This is a genomic window from Pantoea sp. SM3, from assembly GCF_000963995.1.
Taxonomy (GTDB): Bacteria; Pseudomonadota; Gammaproteobacteria; order Enterobacterales; family Enterobacteriaceae; genus Pantoea; species Pantoea rwandensis_B.
Genome location: NZ_JZRD01000005.1, coordinates 39,594 through 63,791, shown reverse-complemented (window position 1 = coordinate 63,791; position 24,198 = coordinate 39,594). Strand labels below are relative to the sequence as shown.

The 24,198-nt window shown below is 55.4% G+C and carries 21 protein-coding genes; 8 read left to right on the top strand and 13 right to left on the bottom strand.

All coding sequences use genetic code 11. The features are described from left to right. The first annotated feature begins 17 nt into the window (after positions 1–17). The 4 genes from purB to VI01_RS02570 all read left to right on the top strand — a co-directional run bounded on the left by purB (position 18) and on the right by VI01_RS02570 (position 4,924). Positions 18–1,388 carry an adenylosuccinate lyase gene (gene purB / locus VI01_RS02585; RefSeq protein WP_034822034.1) on the top strand — a complete coding sequence of 457 codons (1,371 nt, stop codon included), beginning with the start codon at positions 18–20 and terminating at the stop codon, positions 1,386–1,388. Positions 1,389–1,612: 224 nt separating this feature from the next. Then, entirely contained in the window at positions 1,613–2,281 is a 669-nt protein-coding gene (gene phoP / locus VI01_RS02580; protein WP_034822036.1) for a two-component system response regulator PhoP, read from the top strand. A gap of 3 nt (positions 2,282–2,284) precedes the next feature. Then, a complete protein-coding gene (phoQ, locus tag VI01_RS02575; RefSeq protein ID WP_034822039.1) occupies positions 2,285–3,745 on the top strand; it encodes a two-component system sensor histidine kinase PhoQ in 1,461 nt (486 codons plus the stop codon). Between the two features lie 57 nt (positions 3,746–3,802). Beyond that, the gene (locus tag VI01_RS02570; protein ID WP_038647550.1) at positions 3,803–4,924 is read left to right on the top strand and encodes a cupin domain-containing protein; all 1,122 of its coding nucleotides are present in this window, start codon (positions 3,803–3,805) and stop codon (positions 4,922–4,924) included. Positions 4,925–5,056: 132 nt separating this feature from the next. On the opposite strand, the gene pepT is transcribed toward VI01_RS02570, so the two are convergent. From pepT to lolC, 5 genes are all read right to left on the bottom strand, one after another. Continuing rightward, the gene (gene pepT, locus VI01_RS02565; protein WP_045813882.1) at positions 5,057–6,283 is read right to left on the bottom strand and encodes a peptidase T; all 1,227 of its coding nucleotides are present in this window, start codon (positions 6,281–6,283) and stop codon (positions 5,057–5,059) included. A 119-nt stretch (positions 6,284–6,402) separates the two neighbouring features. Next, positions 6,403–7,236: a Sir2 family NAD+-dependent deacetylase gene (cobB, locus tag VI01_RS02560; RefSeq protein ID WP_045813881.1), complete on the bottom strand. Its 834-nt coding sequence runs from the start codon at positions 7,234–7,236 to the stop codon at positions 6,403–6,405. Between the two features lie 149 nt (positions 7,237–7,385). Continuing rightward, positions 7,386–8,630, bottom strand: coding sequence for a lipoprotein-releasing ABC transporter permease subunit LolE (lolE, locus tag VI01_RS02555; RefSeq protein WP_038647554.1), 1,245 nt, complete (start codon positions 8,628–8,630; stop codon positions 7,386–7,388). Further along, positions 8,630–9,331 carry a lipoprotein-releasing ABC transporter ATP-binding protein LolD gene (gene lolD / locus VI01_RS02550; protein WP_034822051.1) on the bottom strand — a complete coding sequence of 234 codons (702 nt, stop codon included), beginning with the start codon at positions 9,329–9,331 and terminating at the stop codon, positions 8,630–8,632. The genes lolE and lolD overlap by 1 nt, the downstream gene beginning before the upstream one ends. Next, entirely contained in the window at positions 9,324–10,523 is a 1,200-nt protein-coding gene (lolC, locus tag VI01_RS02545; RefSeq protein ID WP_045813880.1) for a lipoprotein-releasing ABC transporter permease subunit LolC, read from the bottom strand. Before lolC ends, lolD begins: the two co-directional genes overlap by 8 nt. 375 nt (positions 10,524–10,898) lie before the next feature. Between lolC and VI01_RS02540 the strand changes: the two genes are divergently transcribed. Both VI01_RS02540 and mfd read left to right on the top strand, forming a co-directional pair. Next, positions 10,899–11,108, top strand: a complete 210-nt coding sequence (locus VI01_RS02540) for a hypothetical protein (protein ID WP_038647560.1) — start codon at positions 10,899–10,901, stop codon at positions 11,106–11,108. Positions 11,109–11,248: 140 nt separating this feature from the next. Further along, positions 11,249–14,692, top strand: a complete 3,444-nt coding sequence (mfd, locus tag VI01_RS02535) for a transcription-repair coupling factor (protein ID WP_045813879.1) — start codon at positions 11,249–11,251, stop codon at positions 14,690–14,692. A 156-nt stretch (positions 14,693–14,848) separates the two neighbouring features. Here mfd and VI01_RS02530 read toward each other — a convergent pair whose 3' ends face one another. From VI01_RS02530 to hinT, 8 genes are all read right to left on the bottom strand, one after another. Beyond that, entirely contained in the window at positions 14,849–15,391 is a 543-nt protein-coding gene (locus tag VI01_RS02530; RefSeq protein WP_034822117.1) for a glycine zipper 2TM domain-containing protein, read from the bottom strand. A gap of 296 nt (positions 15,392–15,687) precedes the next feature. Then, positions 15,688–16,992 carry an NAD(P)/FAD-dependent oxidoreductase gene (locus tag VI01_RS02525; RefSeq protein ID WP_156149327.1) on the bottom strand — a complete coding sequence of 435 codons (1,305 nt, stop codon included), beginning with the start codon at positions 16,990–16,992 and terminating at the stop codon, positions 15,688–15,690. A 212-nt stretch (positions 16,993–17,204) separates the two neighbouring features. Continuing rightward, complete coding sequence (gene ycfP / locus VI01_RS02520; protein WP_038647566.1) at positions 17,205–17,747, bottom strand: alpha/beta hydrolase YcfP; 543 nt, start codon at positions 17,745–17,747, stop codon at positions 17,205–17,207. A 39-nt stretch (positions 17,748–17,786) separates the two neighbouring features. Next, on the bottom strand, positions 17,787–18,830 hold the full coding sequence (nagZ, locus tag VI01_RS02515) for a beta-N-acetylhexosaminidase (RefSeq protein ID WP_045813877.1): 1,044 nt from the start codon (positions 18,828–18,830) through the stop codon (positions 17,787–17,789). A 15-nt stretch (positions 18,831–18,845) separates the two neighbouring features. After that, positions 18,846–19,688: a thiamine kinase gene (gene thiK, locus VI01_RS02510; protein WP_369801855.1), complete on the bottom strand. Its 843-nt coding sequence runs from the start codon at positions 19,686–19,688 to the stop codon at positions 18,846–18,848. Continuing rightward, a complete protein-coding gene (gene lpoB, locus VI01_RS02505; protein ID WP_045813875.1) occupies positions 19,648–20,244 on the bottom strand; it encodes a penicillin-binding protein activator LpoB in 597 nt (198 codons plus the stop codon). Before lpoB ends, thiK begins: the two co-directional genes overlap by 41 nt. 10 nt (positions 20,245–20,254) lie before the next feature. Further along, positions 20,255–20,620 (bottom strand): YcfL family protein, encoded by a 366-nt coding sequence (locus VI01_RS02500; RefSeq protein WP_045813874.1) that lies wholly within the window; start codon positions 20,618–20,620, stop codon positions 20,255–20,257. Between the two features lie 18 nt (positions 20,621–20,638). Next, the gene (hinT, locus tag VI01_RS02495; protein ID WP_038647576.1) at positions 20,639–20,989 is read right to left on the bottom strand and encodes a purine nucleoside phosphoramidase; all 351 of its coding nucleotides are present in this window, start codon (positions 20,987–20,989) and stop codon (positions 20,639–20,641) included. 358 nt (positions 20,990–21,347) lie between these two features. Between hinT and VI01_RS02490 the strand changes: the two genes are divergently transcribed. Together VI01_RS02490 and VI01_RS02485 are read left to right on the top strand one after the other, a co-directional pair. Further along, positions 21,348–22,952: an MFS transporter gene (locus tag VI01_RS02490; RefSeq protein WP_045813873.1), complete on the top strand. Its 1,605-nt coding sequence runs from the start codon at positions 21,348–21,350 to the stop codon at positions 22,950–22,952. After that, a complete protein-coding gene (locus tag VI01_RS02485) occupies positions 22,949–24,088 on the top strand; it encodes a glycoside hydrolase family 105 protein (RefSeq protein WP_045813872.1) in 1,140 nt (379 codons plus the stop codon). Before VI01_RS02490 ends, VI01_RS02485 begins: the two co-directional genes overlap by 4 nt. Positions 24,089–24,198 lie beyond the last annotated feature (110 nt).

Genomic DNA, 24,198 nt, shown 5'->3' with positions numbered 1-24,198 from the left:
ATTCAGGAGTTGCACTGATGGAATTATCCTCTCTGACCGCCGTCTCACCTGTCGATGGCCGTTATGGCGATAAAGTCAGCCCGCTGCGCGCCATTTTCAGCGAATACGGTTTGCTGAAATTCCGCGTTGAGGTTGAAGTTCGCTGGTTACAGAAACTGGCTACGACCGCAGAGATCAAGGAAGTTCCTGCATTTGATGCTGACGCAAACGCTTTCCTTGATGCTATTGTCGCCAATTTCAGCGAAGAAGACGCGGCGCGCATCAAAACCATCGAACGCACCACCAACCACGACGTCAAAGCGGTTGAGTACTTCCTGAAAGAGAAAGTGGCTGATGTCCCTGCGCTGCATGCGGTATCAGAGTTCATCCACTTCGCCTGTACTTCTGAAGATATCAACAACCTGTCGCACGCGCTGATGCTGGAAACCGCTCGCCGTGACGTCATCGTGCCTTTCTGGAACAAAATTATCGATGCGGTGAAAGGTCTGGCGCAGGAATATCGCGATATCCCGCTGCTGTCTCGTACGCACGGCCAACCCGCTACGCCTTCCACCATGGGTAAAGAGATGGCCAACGTCGCTTACCGCATGGAGCGTCAGCTGCGTCAGTTGAGCAAAATCGAGGTGCTGGGCAAAATCAACGGCGCGGTCGGCAACTACAATGCTCACATTGCTGCGTATCCGGAAGTTGACTGGCATCAGCTGAGCGAGCAGTTCGTGACCTCACTGGGCGTGACCTGGAACCCGTACACCACGCAGATCGAACCGCATGATTACATCGCAGAACTGTTTGATTGCATCGCGCGTTTCAACACCATCCTGATCGACTTTGACCGTGATATCTGGGGTTACGTTGCCCTGAATCACTTCAAGCAGAAAACCATCGCCGGCGAAATCGGCTCTTCCACCATGCCGCATAAAGTAAACCCGATTGACTTCGAAAACTCGGAAGGCAACCTCGGTCTGGCGAATGCGGTGATGCAGCACCTGGCGAGCAAACTGCCGGTTTCCCGCTGGCAGCGCGATCTCACCGACTCTACCGTACTGCGTAACCTCGGCGTCGGCGTGGGCTACGCGCTGATCGCTTATCAGGCGACGTTGAAAGGTATCTCTAAACTGGAAGTGAACCGCGATCGTCTGCTGGACGAACTGGATCACAACTGGGAAGTGCTGGCCGAGCCGATCCAGACCGTGATGCGCCGCTACGGTATCGAGAAGCCATACGAAAAGCTGAAAGAGCTGACGCGTGGCAAACGTGTGGATGCAGCCGGTATGCAGGCCTTCATCGACAGCCTCGAACTGCCGGAAGAAGAGAAAGTGCGTCTGAAGCAGATGACACCGGCCAACTATCTCGGCCGCGCCATTCAGATGGTTGATGATTTAAAATAATCATTAAGGGTGTGCCTGCGGGCACACCCTACTCTTCCTCTCAGGCAGTCGAGCGCCTGCAAATCGGCAAGTGCATCAATCCCTTGTTGCCTGCGTCCGGAATGAATACTCGCCGCGTTTTTTTGCTGTCGTTCAAACGATGACAGTCAAGTGTTGTTCTCTTGTTTAGCTCGCTTAACATATACTCTTGCCATCATCACTGAGTTTGAAGGTAAGGAAATTCTATGCGTGTTCTGGTTGTGGAAGATAATGCACTGCTGCGTCATCATCTCGCCGTGCAGTTACGTGAAATGGGTCATCAGGTGGATGCTGCCGAAGATGCCAAAGAAGCCGACTATTTCCTGCAGGAACACATTCCCGACATTGCGCTGGTCGATTTAGGCTTGCCTGATGAAGATGGCATGTCGTTGATTCGTCGCTGGCGCGGTGATGCTGTGCGTCAACCGATTCTGGTGTTGACGGCGCGTGAAGGCTGGCAGGCTAAAGTGGAAGCACTCGAAGCCGGTGCCGATGACTACGTCACCAAACCTTTCCATATCGAAGAAGTCGCTGCACGTTTGCAGGCGCTGATGCGTCGCAACAGTGGACACGCTTCACAGATCATTGCGATGCCGCCTTTCCAGGTTGATCTGTCACGTCGTGAAGTCACCGTCAATGATGCGCCGGTTAAACTCACCGCATTTGAGTACACCATTGTAGAAACCTTGATCCGCAACGCCGGAAAAGTGGTCAGCAAAGATTCGCTGATGCTGCAACTCTATCCCGATGCCGAACTGCGCGAGAGCCACACCATTGATGTTTTGATGGGTCGCCTGCGTAAAAAGATTCTTGCGCTCCATCCGACCGAAGTGATTAACACCGTGCGCGGCCAGGGCTATCGCTTTGATCTCTGATTTATGAATTGGCTGAATCGCTTACGTCCTTTCTCATTACGCGCCCGGTTTTTACTGGCGACCGCCGCTATTGTGCTGTTTTTGTCGCTCTCCTACGGCATGGTTGCCGTAGTCGGCTATGTGGTGAGTTTCGATAAAAACACCTATCGCGTGATGCGCGGCGAGAGCAACCTGTTCTTCACCCTGGCGCAGTGGCAAAACAATAAGCTGACCATTGCCCAGCCAGAGCGTATGACGCTCAATTTCCCGACGCTGGTGTTTATCTACGATGAACACGGCAAGTTGCTGTGGCAGCAGCGTGATGTGCCGGACATCCGCAAAAACATTCGGCGTGAGTGGCTGCTCAAACCCGATTTTTATGAAATCGACACCACAAATCGCACCAGTCTGGCCGCCATCGGCAACAACTCCGAGGTCAAAGAGCGGTTGCATCAACTGGACAGCGACAACAACGACACTTTTACCCACTCGGTCGCCGTCAACCGTTACGATGCCACCACGAACTTACCGGCACTGACCATCGTAGTGGTGGATTCCATTCCCCAGGAACTGCAGCACTCGGATGTGGTGTGGTCATGGTTTAGCTATGTGCTGGCAGCGAACCTGCTGTTAGTGATTCCGCTGCTGTGGCTGGCGGCGCACTGGAGCCTGCGCCCTATTGGTGATTTAACCGCGCAGGTGCGGGAACTGGAAACGGGCCATCGCGAGAATCTGGACGACAATCCGCCGCAGGAGTTACGCAGCCTGGTGCGAAATCTCAACCTGCTGCTGACCAATGAGCGCCAGCGCTACACGCGTTATCGCACCACCCTGTCTGATTTAACGCACAGCCTGAAAACCCCGCTGGCGGTGTTGCAGAGTACCTTGCGCTCCCTGCGCAGCGGCAAGGAGCTCACCGTGGAGCAGGCCGAGCCGGTGATGCTGGAGCAGATCAGCCGTATTTCACAACAAATTGGCTACTACCTGCATCGTGCCAGTATGCAGGCCGATCATAATCCGCTGCAGCGCGATCTGCATTCGGTGTCGGCACTATTGGACAGCCTTTGCTCGGCGCTGAATAAGGTTTATCAGCGCAAAGGTGTCGAAATCACCCTGGATATTTCCCCCGAGTTGACCTTTATCGGTGACCAAAATGACTTTATGGAAGTGCTGGGCAACGTGCTGGATAACGCCTGCAAATACTGCCTGGAATTTATTGAGGTCAGCGCACGGCAAACCGACAAGGCACTGCATCTGTTTATTGATGATGACGGCCCCGGCATTCCTGAAAGCAAACGCGATCTGATCTTCGTGCGCGGTCAGCGTGCCGATACGTTACGTCCCGGCCAGGGCCTTGGCTTAGCCGTGGTCCGCGACATCCTCGAACAATACGCCGGTCAGGTGATCGCCAGCACCAGCCCGCTGGGCGGTGCCCGCATGGAAGTGATTTTCCAGCGTCAGGAAGTTGAACATCACCGCGAGTAGAAAGGCCTGCGGGCTGTTATACTTGCCTGCATTCATGGCCCTAACCGGAACACTCGTATGGACTATCAGCTCGATATTAACTGGCCCGACTTTATTCAGCGCTACTGGCAAAAACGTCCGGTGGTGCTCAAGCGTGGTTTTAAAAACTTCATTGATCCCATTTCTCCTGATGAGCTGGCGGGTCTGGCGATGGAAAACGAGGTGGACAGCCGCCTGGTGAGCCATAACAACGGCAAATGGCAGGTTAGCCATGGTCCGTTTGAAAGCTATGATCATCTCGGTGAAAGCAACTGGTCGCTGCTGGTGCAGGCGGTTAATCACTGGCATGAACCTTCTGCCGCGCTAATGCGCCCGTTCCGTTTCCTGCCTGACTGGCGCATCGACGATCTGATGATCTCTTTTGCCGTTCCGGGCGGCGGTGTAGGCCCACACTTCGACCAGTATGATGTGTTTATCATTCAGGGCACCGGCCGTCGTCGCTGGCGCGTGGGCGAAAAAGTGCCGATGAAACAGCACTGCCCGCATCCCGATCTGCTGCAGGTTGAGCCGTTTGATGCCATCATCGACGAAGAGATGGAGCCGGGCGACATTCTGTACATTCCGCCAGGATTCCCGCATGAGGGCTATTCGCTGGAAAATGCCATCAATTATTCGGTCGGTTTCCGTGCACCCAATGGCCGCGAGCTGATTAGCGGTTTCGCCGACTTTATGCTGGCACATGAGCTGGGCAGCTATCGTTTCAGCGATCCAGATGTGCCTTCGCGCGATTGTCCGTCACAGATTTTGCCCTCTGAAGTGGAAGGGATCCGTCAGGTGATGTTGGATGTGATCAACCAACCAGAACAGTTCAATCAGTGGTTTGGCGAGTTTATCTCGCAGTCACGTCACGAACTGGATATCGCCCCACCAGAGCCGCCGTATCAGCCTGATGAGATTTATGATGCGCTGCAGCAAGGCGATGCGTTGACGCGCCTTGGCGGCCTGCGCGTGTTGACGCTGGGCGACGCGGTATTTGTGAACGGGGAACGTGTGGCGTGCAGCCACCCAGAAGTGCTGGCGGCACTGGCACACAATCAGGTGTTAACGCTGGAAGATTTCGGCGATGCGCTGGACGATCCGTCACTGCTGGCACAGCTTGCGGCGCTGGTGAACAGCGGCTACTGGTTCTTCGGTGAGTAATCTGTTGCACTAAAATCGCGTCTCTTTATCACGGCGCGATTTGTCACACGTGTTTGCCGCGACAGAGACGCTGTCGACTGCGCCGCCACGTAAGATATTGATTAAAGGCCTGCTTAGCAGGCCTTTTTCATACTATTTCTTCTCTGCTGCCAGAGCAGACAAGCGTACAATCACATCTACCGCCTGCGACATCACATTTAATGACGCGAACTCGTGTTTACCGTGGTAGTTATAACCGCCGGTGAACAGGTTTGGACACGGCAAACCTTTCCACGATAGCGCAGAACCGTCGGTGCCACCGCGAATCGGCTTCACCACCGGCTCGATACCGCAATCACGAATGGCCTGCAGCGCCAGCTCAATAATCTGCGGATGTGGCTCAACTTTCTCACGCATATTGCGGTAGCTGTCGCTGATCTCTACTTTCACTGAGCATTCAGCCTGCAGCCCCTTCCCAACGCGCGCAGCAATCTCTTCCAGCAGCTGTTTACGCTGTTCATAACTGTCGGCGTCGAAATCACGAATCAGATACATTAACTCGGCATGCTCAACCGTGCCTTTGATGGTGTGCAGATGGAAAAAGCCTTCATAACCGTCGGTGAACTGAGGTTTTTCTTTGGCGGGTAGCTCAGCGTGGAAACGCATTGCCAGATCCAGTGCATTCACCATCACGTTTTTCGCACTGCCGGGGTGCACGTTATTGCCGGTGATTTTCACCATCGCGGTCGCGGCATTGAAGTTTTCAAATTCAAATTCGCCAAGATCGCTGCCATCAATGGTGTACGCCCAGTCCGCTGCAAAACCTTCAACATCGAAATGAGAGGTGCCGCGACCAATCTCTTCATCAGGGGTAAACGCCACACGAATCGCGCCGTGCGGAATATCCTCCTTCACCAGACGCGCCATCGCCGTCATGATTTCAGCGATACCCGCTTTATCATCTGCGCCCAGCAAGGTTTTGCCATCGGTGGTGATCAGCGTATGGCCAATCAACTTGTGCAGGATCGGGAACATCACCGGCGAGAGGATTTCATCGCCGTTGCCCAGCGCAATGTCGCCGCCACGGTAGTTTTCGATAATCTGCGGATTGACGTTTTTAGCGGTGAAATCCGGTGACGTATCCATATGCGAGATAAAGCCAATCACCGGGGTCGGCCAGTCAACGTTGGCGGGCAAAGTGCCCATCACGCAGCAGTGATCGCTCAGGGATACATCAACAAATCCCAGTGCAATCAGCTCTTCCTGTAACTGACGCGCCAGCGTCCACTGCCCTTCACTGCTGGGCACCTGACGCGCCTGCGGTTTTGACTGAGTTTCTACTGCCACATAACTGAGAAAACGCTCAAGTAATTGATCCATTTGTCATCCCTCTAAAGAACCTGCGTTATTATCATGGCGCGTGAGGCGCGCCATGTTGCGTCAAATCATTATCCTTCAGGTTAGCGTTCTCAGCGCAAAGTGCTTAACCAGATATCGTCTTACTTATACAGCCCGCGTAGAAAGGTATGCACAAAATCCGGTACCACTTCACTGGCTAAGCCGTACTGGCTTTCCGCGAACTCATTGCCAACCTGACTTGGCTCCAGATTGAGTTCAACGGTATGCGCACCCTGCAGTTTTGCTTCATGCACAAAACCGGCGGCGGGATAGACATGCCCGGAGGTGCCAATGGCGATAAACAGATTGGCTTTCTCGATCGCCTGATAAATCTCTTCCATGCCGAGCGGCATTTCGCCAAACCACACCACATGCGGACGGAGTCGGGCCGGGAACTGGCAGCAGGTGCAGCGATCGTCCGGCTTCACATCTTCCGTCCAATCCAGCACCTGTCCGCTGCTTTCACAGCGCACTTTTAGCAATTCACCGTGCATATGCAGCACGCGCTGACTGCCTGCCCGCTCATGCAGATTATCGATGTTCTGCGTCACCAACAGGAAGTTGTCGCCCAGCACCTGCTCCAGCTCGGCCAGCGCTTTGTGCGCGGCATTTGGCTGAATCTCCGGCTGTTGCAACTGACGGCGGCGCGCATTGTAGAATGCTTGCACCAGATCGGGATTACGATGAAATCCTTCTGGTGTGGCAACATCTTCAACCCGATGCTCTTCCCATAATCCGTCGGCAGCGCGAAAGGTCTGAATGCCTGACTCGGCGGAGATGCCAGCGCCGGTCAGTACCACGACGCGCGGCTGCGGGTGCGCAGCCAGTTCAGCTTTGCGATCGCGTTCAAAGATGCGCTGGCGAAAGCGCTGATGCACTTTGCGGCGATTTTTCTTGTCACGGGCGAGTCGTAGGCGGCGGCGCGGTATGCGCATAAAAGCTCCTTATGCTGCGGTGGTTGTCACCGCATGTCGGGTGTTTGGCTCAGGATAATGGTTCCCGATAATAGCGGCTGCGCATGACGGCTGCATGCCACAGACGCTGAAAATGTGCGCAGCCGCGAAGGCGGCTGCGTTTTTTATCATTACTGTCCGCTCAGTACGCGAGCCGGATCGATTCGACTGGCACGCCGCGCCGGATACCAACTGGCAATCAGGCTGAGCAGGATAGCGGTCACCAGCACCGAAATCACATCAATCCAGTGCAGCTCCGATGGCAGGAAATCAATGAAGTAGATATCCCCCGCCAGCAATTGATGACCGGTAAGATGCTCCAGTCCACGCACGATCGGCGTCAGGTTGAGCGCCACCAGCACGCCCACCACGACACCGCTGATGCTGCCGAGCAATCCGGCCAGCAAGCCATACCAGATAAAAATGGCGCGGATCAGGCCATCTTTGGCGCCCAGCGTGCGCAGCACCGCAATATCACTGCTCTTGTCTTTCACCGCCATGACCAGCGTCGAGACGATATTAAAACAGGCCACGCCAATCACCAGCACCATCGCCAGATACATAATCGCGCGGATCATCTGGATATCGCGGTACATGTAACCGTAGGTGCCAATCCAGCTCTTAATATAGACATAGGAGTGCGTGGCTTCACCGGCATCACGCACCAGTTTTTGCGCCTGGAAAGGATCGCTCATCTTCAGCGCAATGCCGCTGACGCTGTCACCCATATCAAGATATTTTTGCGCATCCGCCAGCGGCACCAGCGCCAGGCTGTGGTCGAGCATCCCGCTGAGTTGCAGAATGCCTGATACCTGCAGACGAATACGCTTCGGTTGCAGCAGCTTATTTTCACCGTCATTGTTCGGGATCATGATGGTGATCCAATCGCCCTGCTTCACGTTAAGCGATTTCGCAATGCCGCCACCGAGGATGATCTGCTGTTTATCCGCGCCGAACTGCTGCCACGCATCGCCATCGACAAAGCTCGGCAAAGCGCTCAGCCGCGATTCCTGTTGCGGATCGACACCCTTAACCTGCAGCGCCTGCATCTTCGCGCCACTTTCAATCAAGCCGGTAAAGTTAATGTAAGGCGCCGCTGCCGCGATACCCGGCACCTTTTCAATCGGTGCAATCATCGGCTGCCAGTTGCGGAAAGGTTGATTCACCGGTTCGATTTCACCGTGCGGGACCACGGCCAGAATGCGTTTGTTCAGCTCGCGTTCAAAACCGTTCATCGCGCTCAGGCCAATAATCAACACGGCAACACCCAGGGCGATGCCGATGGTCGAGATGATGGAGATCAGTGAGACCATGCCACCGCGCCGCCGACCGCGACTAAAGCGCAGGCCAAGCAGCAGGGATAATGACGAACCCATCAGATAGCTCCCAGCGTCAGATGCTCGCTCAGCTGACCATCGCGCATCTCCATCTGGCGATTCAGACGTTTAGCCAGATTCAGATCGTGCGTCACCACCAAAAATGCGGTGCCCTGCTGCTGATTCAGCTCGCCCAGCAGTTTGAAAATCGCATCGGCATTACGCGCGTCCAGGTTGCCGGTCGGCTCATCCGCCATCACCAGGCGCGGACGGTTCACCAGCGCACGCGCAATTGCGACACGCTGACGCTCACCGCCTGACAGCTCAGATGGACGATGCGCAGCACGTTTTTCCAGTCCGACCGCCGCCAGCATTTCCAGCGCGCGCGAGGCGGCTTCTGCTTTTGCAGTTTTGCCAATTAGCAATGGCATCGCCACGTTCTCCAGCGCCGTGAAGTCTGGCAAGAGATGGTGGAACTGATAGATAAAGCCCAGCTCGCGGTTGCGCAGTTCGGCTTTCGCTGCAGAGGACATGGCATTCAGTGATTTGCCGTCGAACACCACGTCACCCGAAGTGGGCGCATCGAGGCCGCCGAGCAGATGCAGTAAGGTACTTTTACCCGAGCCGGAGCTACCAACGATGGCCGTCAGTTCGCCTGGCTGCAGGCTAAAAGCCACATTGCGCAGCACATCGGTCTGCACGCTGCCTTCCTGATAGCGTTTGCACAGGTCACGACACTGCAACAAAGGGGTATTACTCATAACGTAAAGCCTCAGCGGGTTGAACGGCGGCAGCGCGCCATGACGGATAAAGGGTTGAGAGCAGCGCGACGATCATGGAGACCAGCGCGATAGTGACCACCTGCCAGACGTTGATATCGACCGGCAACGCCGCGCCATCCAGGAACAGGCCAATCACCGGCATCAAATTATTAAGCTGGCTGGCGAGCAGCACACCCAGCAGCGTACCGAGCAAGGTGCCGATAATGCCAGCACTGGCGCCCTGGACCATAAACACCGCGACGATCTGTCGGCGGGTTAAGCCCTGAGTTTGCAGAATCGCCACTTCACCCTGCTTTTCCATGATCAGCAGACCGAGTGAAGTAATGATGTTAAACGCCGCTACCGCGATGATCAGGCTCAGCAGCAGCCCCATCATGTTTTTTTCCATACGCACCGCCTGGAACAGATCGCCTTTGCGCTCGCGCCAGTCTTTTAACGTCAGGCCATCCGGCAGGTGCTGTTCACTGAAGGCATCCACATTCAGCGGTTTCTCCAGCCACAAACGCCAGCCGGTGATGTTACCCAGCGGATAGCGCATCACGCGGGAGGCATCCTGCTGATTAACCAGAATCTGATAGGCATCGACTTCACTGTTAGCAGCATAGGTGCCTGCGACGGTGAAGATACGCTGGCTTGGCAAGCGACCTACCGGCGTGAACTGGCTCACCGTAGGCACCATCAGACGCAGCTGGTCGCCACGTTTCACACCCAACTGAGACGCCAGTTGTTCGCCGAGAATCACATTATATTGGCCCGATTGCAGCACGCTTTGCTGAGTATTGACGAGGTAAGGCGTCAGCGGATCCTGCTCATCAGGATTGATGCCCAGCATCACGCCCACAGAAACGTTGCGCGCGCTTTGTAGCACCACATCCGCGGTCGTCAGCGGGGCGACACGCGTGACGCCCTGCAGTTTGAGGCTCTGCGCCGTCACCTGTTGTGGATTGATGCTGCCTTTGTCGCTGGTGACCAACGCTTGCGGCATCAGGCCGAGGATATTGCCCTCCAGCTCACGCTCGAAGCCGTTCATCACCGACAGCACGGTGACCAGCGCCAGCACGCCCAGCGTGATACCGATGGTGGAAAGCCAGGAGACGAAGCGACCGAAGCGGTCTGAGGCACGTCCACGCATGTAGCGCAAACCGATGAATAACGCGACTGGTTGATACATGAGATCCGTCTTGGCAGTTGCCTGAAAATAAGTAGTGGGATGATAAAGGAGCAGCCCTGTTTATGAAACCTCTAACCCTCTGAGTCTGTGGCAAAGTTGCATCCAAATACGTCGCAATCTGCGTCAATGCATAAAATTGCGACAAAATAATGATACTCATTGTGCGTTTATTAGGCATACCCTGCTGTAGACTCGCTCTTGCAGTTAAGAATTTATGTCCAACCGGCACCGCAGTCAGCCCAAAATAATTCGTGCTGTGGCAAGGCGGCAAGCCTGTGAATCCCCGGGAGCTTACTGAAGTCAGTGACGGGGGTTCGCAGACGCAGCCAATACCGCCACAGCGCGAAGTATGCAGGGCGAAAAGGAGTACATCTCATGTTCAGATATCCCAAAGGCAGTATCGTGAAGCACAAATCGGGAGAAATCAGAGGCGAGATCGTCAACGTCTTTGAACAGGGAGATGCGGCAACCGGCTATTACGTGAAGTGGGACGACGGCAATCACAGCTATCATCTGGAAAAAGAGCTGTCCTGGGCCAACGTTGATCGTCCGCGCATGCACTACACACAGCAATCCAGTAAGTGACTGGGGTTCGCAAACGCAGCCAACGTGGCCACAGCGCGAAATATGAAGGGCGATGAGAAATAGCACAGCGACAGATGATCCTCAGGGCGGATTATGGAATGATGACGCCCTGGAATCCAAGGAGAGAATGTCGAGTCCTTATGTCGGAACAGAGTCGTTATACCCTGCCTGCGAAAGCGGGCGATCATCGTCAGCTCGGCGAACTGATTGGCGCCGCGCAGGCGGTTGAGTGCGCCAGTATCACCGAACGCCACCCGGGTCCGGTGTTGATGATTACGCCAGATATGCAATCTGCCCTGCGTCTGCAGGAGGAGATTCGCCAGTTCACCGATCTGCCGGTCACCAATCTCGCCGACTGGGAAACGCTGCCTTACGACAGCTTCTCGCCGCATCAGGACATTATCTCCGCCCGTCTTTCCACCCTTTATCAATTGCCCAATCTGACGCGCGGCATGCTGATTATGCCGGTCAACACGCTGATGCAGCGCGTCTGTCCGCACAGCTTCCTGCACGGCCATGCGCTGGTGATGAAACAGGGGCAAAAACTCTCGCGCGATGCGCTGCGTGATCAGCTGGAGCAGGCTGGTTATCGCCATGTCGATCAGGTGATGGAACACGGCGAGTACGCCACGCGTGGCGCGCTGCTGGATCTGTTCCCAATGGGCAGCGATCAGCCCTATCGCATTGACTTCTTTGATGACGAAATTGACAGCCTGCGCCTGTTCGATGTGGACAGCCAACGCACGCTGGAAGCGGTTGATGCCATCAATCTGCTGCCTGCGCACGAGTTTCCTACTGATAAAGCAGCGATTGAGCTGTTCCGCAGCCGCTGGCGCGAGCTATTTGATGTGCGCCGCGAGCCGGAGCATGTCTATCAGCAAGTGAGCAAAGGCACGCTGCCGGCCGGGATCGAATACTGGCAGCCTCTGTTCTTTGAACAGGAGTTGCCCACCCTGTTCAGCTATCTGCCTGCTAACACGCTGGTACTCAACAGTGGCGATCTGCACGGCAGCGCCGATCGCTTCTGGCAGGATGCTAACGCGCGTTTCGAAAATCGTCGCATCGATCCTATGCGCCCGCTGCTGGAGCCTGCAACGTTGTGGCTGCGCCCGGACGCGTTGCTTGGCGAACTGAAAGCCTGGCCACGCATGCAGCTCAGCAGCGAAACGCTGCCAGAAAAAGCCGCCAATACCAATCTCGGCTATCAACCGCTGCCGGAACTGACAGTACAGGCCCAGGCTAAAGCGCCACTCGATCTGCTGCGTCAGTTCATGGAGCAGTTTGATGGGCAGATCATTTTCTCGGTGGAAAGTGAAGGCCGCCGTGAAAGCCTGCAGGAGCTGCTGGCGCGCATCAAACTGCGCCCACAGCCGATTGAACGCTTTGAAGAAGCCGCCAAACAGCCGCACAGTTTAATGATTGGCGCCAGCGAACGCGGCTTTATTGATAGCGCGGGCCATCGTGCATTGATTTGTGAAAGCGACCTGCTGGGTGAGCGTGTCAGCCGTCGTCGCCAGGATAATCGCCGTACCATCAATCCCGATGTGTTGATTCGCAACCTCGCCGAGTTACACCCCGGCCAGCCGGTGGTGCATCTGGAACACGGTGTGGGTCGTTATATTGGCCTGACCACGCTGGAAGCTGGCGGCATTGTCGCGGAATATCTGATGCTCTCCTATGCGGGCGACGCCAAGCTGTACGTGCCCGTTTCATCACTGCACCTGATCAGCCGCTACGCGGGTGGCGCGGATGAGAATGCCCCGCTGCACAAGCTTGGCAGCGATGCCTGGTCACGCGCACGCCAGAAAGCGGCCGAGAAAGTGCGTGATGTAGCCGCCGAACTGCTGGATATCTACGCCCAACGTGCGGCCAAAACCGGCTTCGCCTTTAAGCACGATCGCGATCAGTATCAACTGTTTTGCGAAGGCTTCCCGTTTGAGACAACGCCGGACCAGGGCCAGGCCATTAATGCCGTGCTGAGCGACATGTGCCAGCCGCTGGCAATGGATCGTCTGGTGTGCGGTGACGTAGGCTTTGGTAAAACTGAAGTGGCGATGCGCGCCGCCTTCCTCGCGGTGGAGAATGCCAAACAAGTCGCCGTGCTGGTGCCCACCACCCTGCTGGCGCAGCAGCATTACGATAACTTCCGCGACCGTTTCGCCAACTGGCCGGTGCGCATTGAGATGCTGTCACGCTTCCGCAGCGCCAAAGAGCAAAATCAGGTGCTGGAACAGGCGCGTGAAGGCAAAGTGGATATTTTGATCGGCACGCACAAGTTGCTGTCAAACGACCTGAAATGGCACGATCTCGGCCTGCTGATTGTCGATGAAGAACACCGGTTTGGGGTACGCCATAAAGAGCGTATTAAAGCGATGCGCGCGGACGTTGATATCCTGACTCTGACTGCCACGCCGATCCCACGTACGCTGAATATGGCGATGAGCGGCATGCGCGATCTGTCGATCATTGCGACACCGCCAGCCCGCCGTTTAGCGGTGAAAACCTTTGTGCGCGAGTACGACAGCCTGGTGGTGCGAGAAGCGCTGCTGCGTGAAATTTTGCGCGGCGGTCAGGTTTACTATCTCTACAATGATGTCGAGAACATTGAAAAAGCCGCACAACGCCTGGCGGAGCTGGTGCCTGAGGCCCGCATCGCCATCGGTCACGGCCAGATGCGCGAGCGCGAGCTGGAACGGGTGATGAATGATTTCCACCACCAGCGTTTTAACGTGCTGGTGTGTACCACCATCATCGAAACCGGTATTGATGTGCCGAGCGCTAACACCATCATCATTGAGCGTGCTGACCACTTTGGCCTGGCGCAGCTGCATCAGCTGCGTGGCCGCGTCGGACGCTCACACCATCAGGCCTATGCCTGGCTGTTAACGCCGCATCCAAAAGCCATGACCACTGATGCGCAGAAGCGTCTGGAGGCGATTGCCTCGCTGGAGGACCTGGGCGCGGGCTTTGCGCTGGCGACGCACGACCTTGAAATTCGCGGTGCCGGTGAACTGCTGGGCGAAGATCAGAGCGGCCAGATGGAAACGATCGGTTTCACGCTGTATATGGAACTGCTGGAAAACGCGGTCGATGCGCTGAAGGCCGGGCGCGAGCCGTCGCTGGAAGATCTCACCAGCAACCAGACCGAAATCGAACTGCGCATGCCTGCGCTGCTGCCGGATGACTTTATCCCGGATGTGAACACGCGTTTGTCACTCTATAAACGCGTTGCCTCAGCCAGTGACGAGCAGGAACTGGCTGAGCTGAAGGTTGAGATGATCGACCGTTTCGGCAAATTGCCGGATGCGGCGCGCAACCTTCTGGATGTGGCGGCTTTACGTCTGGTGGCGCGAGAACTGGGCGTGCGTAAAATTGAAGCCAGTGAAAAAGGCGGATTCTTCGAGTTCGCGCCGCAGAACCATGTCGATCCCGGTTGGTTAATTGGCCTGCTGCAAAAAGATCCTAAACAGTGGAAATTGGATGGTCCAACCCGTCTGAGATTCACTCGTGATTTGGAAGAGCGCAAAGTACGGATGGAGTGGGTGCAGGGCTTCATTGCCGAACTGGCGAAGAATCGGGTTTAGCCGCATCTCGCCTGGCGAAGCAATACCTTGCGCTTCTGCATGCAACATTGTGGCTATCGGGACGCGAGATACATCTCGCCGCTCCGGTTTACACCATAAAAAAAGCGCCTTACGGCGCTTTTTTCGTTACTGCTGCTGTGACGTGTCTTTGCCCAATCAGGCCTGATTCGAATTCAGGATCAGCTGACCATTACGGTCGAGCGGAATGCGGGTGCCAGGGTCATTTTCCATGCGGATTTTGCCCTGCTGGTCGCCTATTTTATAGGTCACATCATAACCCAGCATTTTTTCCTGTTTGTCGTAAACGGTTTTGCAACGCTGCTCGTTGGTGGTGTAGGTATCACGATCCTGCAGTGCCCCCTGCACCTGGTTACCACCGTAACCCCCCGCCAGCGCGCCCGCTACCGTTGCGACATCGCGCCCACGACCGCCACCAAACTGGTGACCGAGCACGCCGCCCGCCACTGCACCCAGTACTGAACCGGCGATGCGGTTCTCATCCTGTACCGGACGACGATGCGTTAACGTCACGTTGCGACACTCCTGTCGCGGTTGTTTAATGCTCTCTTTGATCGGCGTAGCCGAAAGAACTTGTGCATACTGCGGGCCGCGATCAAAGACATCCATGCTGGCGACTGCGGCAACCCCTAACGCTGCTGCCACGCCGATACCGATACCCGCTAACATTGATTTATTCACAGGAATGTCCTCCTGAATGTTGTTACCGCGCATTCCTGCCGCTACGAAATCCTGTGTAGCCGAGGCATAACCGGCGTGCGCGCCGCGCCGTGTTTGTGGATATAAGTTTTACAGATGGTCCGTAATTGCAACATCAGATTAATGGAGGAAACGCAACGGAAAGCCGTCAGGGCCAGTTTTTCGGAGAGTTCTGAGAGAAGCTGAAATACCGCCGTAACCTTAAACTGAATTGTAGTTTTTCAGCAGGTTACGGCAGGCGGAGCGGCATCGGGCGGCAGATAACCGCCCGGCAATCATTAGTGCAGCTTGAGGCGAGGACGCAGCACACGGTTCAGGCTACCGACCAGCATCATCAGGCCGGTTTTGAAGTATCCGTGGAGCGCAATCTGGTGCATGCGATATAGAGAAATGTAGACGAAACGCGCAATGCGCCCTTCTACCATCATCGAGCCGCGCATCAGGTTGCCCATCAGGCTACCCACCGTGGTGAAGCGTGACAGTGACACCAGCGAACCGTGATCCTTATAGACGTAAGCTTTGAGCGGTTTGCCTTTGCGTTGTGCCAGAATATTTTCCAGCGCGCGTGACGCCATCTGGTGTGCAGACTGCGCGCGCGGTGGCACAAAACCGCCGCCCGGCAGTGCGCAGGAAGCGCAGTCGCCAATCGCGTAGATGTCATCATCCAGTGTGGCTTGCAGCGTGTCTTTCACCACCAGCTGATTGATGCGGTTGGTTTCCAGCCCACCAATCTCTTTCATAAAGTCCGGCGCCTTAATACCGGCAGCCCACACCATCAGGTCAGCATTGATAAATTCGCCGCCTTTGGTATTGAGCCCCTCTTCTGTCGCGCTGGTCACCATGGTTTGCGTCAAGACGCGTACGCCGAGCTTGGTCAGTTCCTGGTGTGCCGCAGCAGAAATGCGCGGTGGCAAGGCTGGCAGAATACGCTCACCGGCTTCCACCAGCGTCACGTTCAGTGCAGAGCTATCAAGGCCTTTGTAGCCATAGCTGTGCAGCTGCTTCACGGCATTGTAGAGTTCTGCTGACAGCTCAACGCCGGTGGCGCCGCCGCCGACAATCGCAATGTTCACTTTTTCCAGGCTACCTTCACTGGCGGAGAAGCGCAGGAACAGGTTAAGCATCTCGTTGTGGAAACGACGAGCCTGATGCGGGTTATCAAGGAAGATACAGTGATCTTTCACACCCGGTGTGCCGAAGTCATTGGAAGTACTGCCCAGCGCCATCACCAGACGGTCATAAGCCATCTCGCGCTGCGGCACCAGCAATTCACCGTTAGCATCGCGGATTTCCGCCAGCTCAATGGTTTTGTTTTCGCGGTTGATTTGCGTCAGCGAACCCAGCTGGAACTGAAAACCGTGATTACGCGCGTGCGCCAGATAGCTCAGGGCATCGATCCCTTCGTCCATCGAACCGGTTGCCACTTCATGCAGCAATGGCTTCCACAGATGGCTGTGGTTGCGATCGACGAGAATTATCTCGGCTTTCTTCTTCCGACCCAGCTTGTGACCGAGCTGCGTTGCCAGCTCTAAGCCGCCGGCACCACCGCCAATAATGACGATTTTTTCCATAGATGTAGTCAACAAAGACCCCCTCAAAGTTGTAAACCAATAGTTAATTAATGGTTACTAAAAACCTTAATAAACATAGGGTTGGCGACGTTAAATCGCGAGCTGAGGGCAGAATATCACGGCGCTAACGACATATCATAAGAAAATTGATGTACATCAATCTTTCAAGCGCATTATCAGAATGTTAAACGTTTTGTGCGCCGCATCACACGGCGCGCGGAGGCTCAGGCGAGGGATTTAAAGGCCTTAATGCGGTGTAAATGCGGCGAGATGTTCTTGAATTTATGGCTGGCCTGTTCGTCCCACACGATTTCATAGAAAGGATGCAGTTGCGCGGCCGTGCGCTGATTATCCAGCGCCTCGTCATGACGGGACAAAATGGTCAGGCAGCGATCGCGATTCTTCTCGCGAAAATCACTGACGCACTTGGTGGCGATATCCAGATACTCTTCCGGACGATCAATCTTGCCTTCCATGTTCTCAAACGGAAACAGGTTGGGATTGAAGATCACCTGGCGCATACCGCAGAGAAAACCGATACGTTCGGCCCAGTAACCCCCAAGCCCCACCCCGCAAATCAAGGGATGAGCATCACCGCCCTGCTGCTGCAATTTATCGCACTCTTTCAACAGAAACTGCATGTCATGTTTGGGGTGTTGCGTGCTGTAACTGATGAGTCTGACGTCCGGGTCAATAAACTGCAGTTGCAGCACTTTTTCGTGGTTGCCCGGACTGTTGGAATCAAAACCGTGCAGATAGATGATCATGATTATCCTCAGCGTGGAATGAAATCCGGGCAGCGACGCTTATCTGCCCGACGCTTTATGCTCCAGCCAGCGCTCCTGCAATGCGCTCAGCTGATGATGATTCTGCTTCCAGCGTTCACTGGATTGCAGCGCTTCTCGGGTATAACGCCCCTGATGGTATAACTGCGTCACACGCTCCGCCTGGATCGGCGTCAAGTTATCCAGCACACTCACCGCTCCGGCGCGCTGATTGCACACCAGGATCATGTCGCAGCCGGCATTGAGCGACTGCTGCGCGCGCTCAGCATAACTGCCCATCACCGCAGCACCTTCCATCGACAGATCGTCGGAGAAAATGACACCGTTGAAGCCCAACTCTTTGCGCAACACCGTTTGCAGCCAGTAAGGCGAGCCGCTGGCAGGTAACGGATCCACCTCAGTATAGATAACGTGCGCGGGCATCACCGCATCCAGTAACTGCTCATCAATTAACTGTTTGAAGATGGCCATGTCATGCTGGCGCAGCGTGGCGGCATCGCGCGTATCACGCGGGGTCTCTTTGTGGGAATCAGCACTCACCGCACCGTGGCCGGGGAAATGCTTGCCGGTGGTTTTCATGCCCGCTTCGTGCATGCCGTTGATAAAACGGCGGGCAATTTGCAATGCAATCGCGGGATCTTCATGGAAGGAACGGTCGCCAATCGCCGCGCTGATGTGGCCAATATCCATTACTGGGGCAAAGCTGATGTCGATATCCATCGCGATCATTTCCGCTGCCATCTGCCAGCCCGCCTGCTGGGCGACTTCACCTGCAGTGGCGATATCGTGCAGGGCGGCAAAAGATTGCATCGCGGGGAGTTTGGTAAAGCCTTCACGGAAGCGCTGCACGCGCCCGCCTTCCTGATCCACGGCGACCACTAAACGATTGCGCGAAGCGGTGCGAATCTGGCGCACCAGTTCTGCCAGCTGATCCACATCGTGGAAGTTGCGGGCAAACAGAATCAGTCCGCCCACCAGAGGATGTTGCAGAATCTCACGCTCTTCGGCGTCGAGTTCGTAGCTTTCAACATCCAGCATCAGCGGGCCGGGAGTATTCATGGTCATGGTTACAATCCTGAGTTAAAGATCCTGCCAGCTGGCCTGCGCCAGCTGTTGTAAATGAGGGTCACCGCTCTGTTCAGCGCGCAGCTGATACCAGCTGGCCATCAGCAGGTGCAGCCACGGCTGCCAGCGCCGCATATGTCGCTTAAGTTGCGCTTCGTCAAGCTGGCTGCGTTGCGCGTAACCCGCAATCCAGTCGATTTGGTGTTCTCCATCGACCGCGCAGAGCGACGCGAGTTCCAATGCCACATCACCATCGGCAGCATATTCCCAATCGATGAGACGTAAGCCGTCTGGTGTGGCAATCACATTGCCGGCGTGAACATCCATATGAATCGGCACGAGGCGTAACGGCCGGGGTTCACCCTGCCTGATCAGGCGCTGGAGTTGATGTTGCCAGCGCCAGTGGCGTTGCTGGCACAGCTGCCAGTAGTGTTGCAACAGCGGTGTCAGTCGCAAGCGATAGCCTGTCAGCGGCTGCTGATGCAGGCGATGCAGCAAGGCAAGCACCGCATCACGCTGTTGATTGAACTGCGCAGGGGTCAGCACCTCGCCGGGCAACCAGCTCTGTAATAACCAGGGATGATGCCAATCCAGTGGCGTTGGCCCGAGGTGCGCAGCACGCATTTGACGCAAGATGCGATATTCGCGCTGACGATCAACAAACGGGAGCGGTTGCTGCGGCGCACGACGCGCCAGCAGCTCACCCTGCTCGGTTTTCACCCGAACACTGTTGCCACTCAATCCCGGCAGCGCGAAAAAATGACCGGCAGCTTGCGCCGTCGGCCATTGTTGCTGAATCCGTTGTTGCAGTAAGGGATCAGGGTTGAGCAATACCATTGCCTGACCAGATAATTTCACCGGTCTGCACCAGCATCAGCTGCATCTGCAGCGTTGGTGCTTTCACATCGCCTTGGGCGCTGCTGTAAAGCACATACTGCGCGTTGACATTGCGTGCCAGGCCAATCGCTTTGCTGCGCGAATTGAGGCTGTCATCGGCTGATAAGCCCAGCGTCTGTTTGGCCTGTGCCAGCTGTTCTGGCGTCACTAGCGTGAATTTGCCGTTGTTTGCCAGCGCATTCTGGATGGCATCGGTGGCTTTATCGCTCTGCAACGCGCCGTTGGTGCTGTTCTTGATGCGGTCCACCAGCAGCACACTGCCTGGATTAACACCCGCAGACTGCACCATATTCCCCACTAATGGCTGCACGCTGGCATTCCAGTTAATGGTTTTCAGCTTCGGTGGCTGCGGCACATTTTCCGGCGGCGGCACCGGCTGCACAGGTGGCTGCTCTGGTTGGGTTGGCGTCGTCGGCTGGGTCGGTTCAACCGGCGCCGGAGTTTGCTGTTTCACCACACAACCGGTGAGCATCAACGCAAATAACAGCGCGCTGGAATGTTTTACACTGCGAATCACAGGTTACTCCTCAGAGATAAAGATAGAGACGCACCTTACTGGCGGTCAGGTTACCGATTTGAGAGACAACTTCAGTGCTGCCATGCGCCGGGACAATTTGGGTCTGAGCCGGCTCTTCCGGGGTAATCTCCAGTCCCTTCTCGTCATACCAATAGAAACGGTAATGTACGGTCACTGGCGTTTCCCGCTGATTAAAGAGGACGCTCGAGGCTCGCATTTGCCCATCACGGCTGGCCAGCGTGGGTTCATCGGTGATGATGCCCGCAGAAAGCACGGAAGACTCCATCACCAGCGATTGCGACGTGTTGATCATCGGTTTGTCACTGCTACACCCGGCAAGGGACAGCAGCAGCAGGCCACTCAGCCATTGACGCATCACAAGGTCCGCCTGAGGTTAGATAGACAGCATCGGACCCAGCGGCTGACCGCCGACCAGGTGCATATGAATATGATAAACCTCCTGACCACCATGACGATTACAGTTCATGATCAGGCGATAGCCATCTTCGGCAATCCCTTCTTCTTTCGCAATTTTCGCCGCCACGGTAATCATACGGCCCAACGCATGCTCGTGGGCTTCCTGCACGTCATTAGCGGTAGGGATCAATACATTAGGAATAATCAGAATGTGCGTTGGCGCTTTAGGCGCGATATCGCGGAAGGCGGTGACCAGTTCGTCCTGATAAACCACGTCGGCGGGGATTTCGCGACGAATGATCTTACTGAAAATGGTTTCTTCAGCCATGGTGCATTTCCTTAAGCCTGAGTTCAGTCAGGCAGTATGCGCGAGGAATTCGTTTGCTTTCAACCTCAGTACCACTTTTCTTCTGTTAAATGGCTGCCTTTGCACCATTTCATCCCCCAGGCAGTATTGCTGTGCTCTCCCTCTCAAATTTATGCCGTCGCCGATCATTAAAATGAAACGCTGTTTTATAAATTAGAGATATCACGCCAGTTTCTTTGTGTTTTTGCCACTCAACCGTCAACCCTTGCCAAATCGCGAAGGTTTGCCGCTGCACCGCGCTCTACTTTCTATCCAATCCGGGCAAGCAGTACGGAGTAATGAGGGATGTGTCATCCGTCGATTTCAAGGAGAACCTGCCATGCAGTCTCGTAAAATTAGTCTCGGCCATTATCTGGCTTACGGTTCCGGGGATTTTCTCGGCGCCGGCACCACGGCGCTCACCGCTGCCTGGTTACTCTATTTCTACACCACCTTCTGCGGGCTTTCGCCGATTGAAGCCACCTTTATTTTCGCTGCTGCCCGCGTGCTGGATGCGGTCGTCAGCCCGCTGATGGGCTTTCTCACCGATAACTTCGGATCTACCTGGCTTGGCAAGCGCTTTGGCCGCCGCAAGTTCTTTATCCTGCTCGGTATTCCGTGTGTTTTCAGCTATAGCCTGATGTGGATTGGCGACATGAGTTTCTGGTGGTATCTGCTGACTTATCTGCTGTTCGATATGGTCTACACCATGATTCTGGTGCCCTACGAAACGCTGGTGCCGGAGATGACCGATGACTTTAAACAAAAGAGCCGCTTCTCCGGCGCGCGTATCGCGTTGGCGCAGCTCTCCTCCATTCTGGCGGCCTTCCTGCCCGGCATTTTGATTGGCTGGTTTGGCAAAGAGAATCCCATCTCCTTCTTTTATGCCAGCCTGGTGTTCTCGGTGATCTGTGCGCTGGTGCTAACCCTGGTGTGGCGCTTCACCTGGGAACGCGCACCGGAGGATTTTTCCGCCGAGTCACGTCGAGCCGAAGAAGAAAAGACGCAACTCTCGCTGTTCCAAAGCCTGAAACGGCTGTATATCGAGCTCGCCTCCACGCTGCGCATCCGTATCTTTCGTCAGCATCTTGGCATGTATTTGGGCGGTTACATCGCTCAGGACGTCTTTAATGCGGTATTTACCTGGTACGTGGTGTTGGTACTGATGCAGAGCGCGCAAATCGCTTCCAGCCTGATGGGAACGATGGCGGTGCTGCAATTTATCGCAGTGATGGCAATGATCCCGCTGTGTATACGCCTCGGACCGGCCCCCGCCTATCGTCTGGTGGTGGTGCTGTTTGGCCTCAGCGCCCTCTCCTACGCCGGGCTGTGGTACAGCGGAATGCACGATAACTTCGCGCTGTTAGTGCTTATCTCGGCCTTCGCCGGTTTAGGACGTGGTGGCATCAACTACGTGCCATGGAATACCTACACCTATATCGCCGATGTCGATGAAGTGATCACCGGACAACGGCGCGAAGGGATTTTCGCCGGGATCATGACGTTGACACGCAAAGCCTCGCAGGCCGGTGCCGTGATGATCGTTGGCATCCTGCTGCAACTGGCCGGTTTTACCTCCGGTAAAGCTGAGCAGGTTCCTGCGGTGAGCCACAGCATTCTGCTGATCCTCAGCATCGGCACCGTTGGCGTCCTGACCTGCGGTTTCATTGTGTCGCTACGCTTCAAACTTAATCTGCATACCCACACCGTGCTGCGCGAAGAGACGCTGAAGATGCGTGAAGCCGGACGCGTTGTCCCGGAACGAATTACGCCGCAGGCACGTGCCATCGTCGAAACGCTAGCCGGGATGCCCTATGAAAATCTGTGGGGCAATAACAATGTCGGTTACCTCAACCGTAGTAAGCTCCCGGCGCCAGCGCTATCCACACAACGCGGCAGCTTACCTCCTCTCCCTACCCTGATTAACGATAGGAATGAACCATGACTGTATTTCCGGTAAAACACAGCGCTCTGTTACGCCAGCCTGAATACCTGTTGCCACGCAGTGAATTAGTGCAACTGATCCACAAACTCACCGACAACCTGGTCAATATCACCGATCATAGCGGCGAGTTTTTGCTGCGGCTGGATGATGGCCGCGTCATTGATACTAAAGGTTGGGCTGGCTGGGAATGGACGCACGGCATCGGGCTGTATGGCATGCTGCATTACACCCAGCAGACCGGCGATCAGACGACACTCAAAATCATCGATGACTGGTTTAGCGCGCGCATTGCAGAGGGCACGCCCACCAAAAACGTTAACACCGTGTGCCCGTTCCTGACGCTGGCTTATCGCTATGAAGAGACGGGTAACGCAGCATGGCGCCCGGTGCTGGAACGCTGGGCTGAGTGGGTGATGTATGAAATGCCGCGCACTGAGCAAGGCGGTCTGCAGCACATCGTCTACAACAACGAAAATACCCAGCAGCTGTGGGACGACACCCTGATGATGAGCGTGATGGCACTGGCGAAGATCGGCCAGTTACTCGATCGCCCGGAGTTTGTCGAAGAAGCCAGTTATCAATTCCTGATCCACACCCAATACCTGATGGATCGCCAAACCGGTTTGTGGTTCCACGGCTGGACCTTCGATGGCCGACACAACTTTGCCAATGCCCGTTGGGCACGCGGTAATAGCTGGCTGACCATCGTCATCCCGGATTTCCTTGAGATGATGAACTGGCCGGAACAGCATGCCACGCGTCGCTTCCTGCAGCAGGTATTGGCCAGTCAGGTAAAGGCATTAGCCGCTTGCCAGCACAGCAGCGGTCTCTGGCATACCTTGCTTGACGATCCACAAAGCTATCCGGAAGCGTCTGCCACTGCGGGATTCGCTTATGGGATTCTCAAAGCGGTGCGTAAACGATATTTGTCTGATGAATATCGCCCGATGGCGGAAAAAGCCCTGCGTGGCGTGATCGCCAATATTGATGAAGACGGAGAGTTAAAACAGGTCTCTTTTGGCACCGCGATGGGCCGCGATTTGGACTACTACCGCCAGGTGCCGCTGACGTCAATGCCCTATGGCCAGGCGATGGCGCTGCTGTGTCTTACGGAGTATCTGCGGGTTTATTTGTAGTCGCATTTACGTTCAAGTGGGAGATAGCGGTTGCAGACGTGTAGAGTTTTTCGAGTCAGTAACCATAGGCAGTGGAATTTAGCATGACCATCCAATACCGCTAACACCGA

Excerpts from the sequence above, each read along its gene's own strand:
- purB (WP_034822034.1), top strand. The coding sequence starts at position 18 with ATGGAATTATCCTCTCTGACCGCCGTCTCACCTGTCGATGGCCGTTAT.
- phoP (WP_034822036.1), top strand. The coding sequence starts at position 1,613 with ATGCGTGTTCTGGTTGTGGAAGATAATGCACTGCTGCGTCATCATCTC.
- phoQ (WP_034822039.1), top strand. The coding sequence starts at position 2,285 with ATGAATTGGCTGAATCGCTTACGTCCTTTCTCATTACGCGCCCGGTTT.
- VI01_RS02570 (WP_038647550.1), top strand. The coding sequence starts at position 3,803 with ATGGACTATCAGCTCGATATTAACTGGCCCGACTTTATTCAGCGCTAC.
- pepT (WP_045813882.1), bottom strand. The coding sequence starts at position 6,283 with ATGGATCAATTACTTGAGCGTTTTCTCAGTTATGTGGCAGTAGAAACT.
- cobB (WP_045813881.1), bottom strand. The coding sequence starts at position 7,236 with ATGCGCATACCGCGCCGCCGCCTACGACTCGCCCGTGACAAGAAAAAT.
- lolE (WP_038647554.1), bottom strand. The coding sequence starts at position 8,630 with ATGGGTTCGTCATTATCCCTGCTGCTTGGCCTGCGCTTTAGTCGCGGT.
- lolD (WP_034822051.1), bottom strand. The coding sequence starts at position 9,331 with ATGAGTAATACCCCTTTGTTGCAGTGTCGTGACCTGTGCAAACGCTAT.
- lolC (WP_045813880.1), bottom strand. The coding sequence starts at position 10,523 with ATGTATCAACCAGTCGCGTTATTCATCGGTTTGCGCTACATGCGTGGA.
- VI01_RS02540 (WP_038647560.1), top strand. The coding sequence starts at position 10,899 with ATGTTCAGATATCCCAAAGGCAGTATCGTGAAGCACAAATCGGGAGAA.
- mfd (WP_045813879.1), top strand. The coding sequence starts at position 11,249 with ATGTCGGAACAGAGTCGTTATACCCTGCCTGCGAAAGCGGGCGATCAT.
- ycfP (WP_038647566.1), bottom strand. The coding sequence starts at position 17,747 with ATGATCATCTATCTGCACGGTTTTGATTCCAACAGTCCGGGCAACCAC.
- nagZ (WP_045813877.1), bottom strand. The coding sequence starts at position 18,830 with ATGACCATGAATACTCCCGGCCCGCTGATGCTGGATGTTGAAAGCTAC.
- VI01_RS02500 (WP_045813874.1), bottom strand. The coding sequence starts at position 20,620 with ATGCGTCAATGGCTGAGTGGCCTGCTGCTGCTGTCCCTTGCCGGGTGT.
- hinT (WP_038647576.1), bottom strand. The coding sequence starts at position 20,989 with ATGGCTGAAGAAACCATTTTCAGTAAGATCATTCGTCGCGAAATCCCC.
- VI01_RS02490 (WP_045813873.1), top strand. The coding sequence starts at position 21,348 with ATGCAGTCTCGTAAAATTAGTCTCGGCCATTATCTGGCTTACGGTTCC.
- VI01_RS02485 (WP_045813872.1), top strand. The coding sequence starts at position 22,949 with ATGACTGTATTTCCGGTAAAACACAGCGCTCTGTTACGCCAGCCTGAA.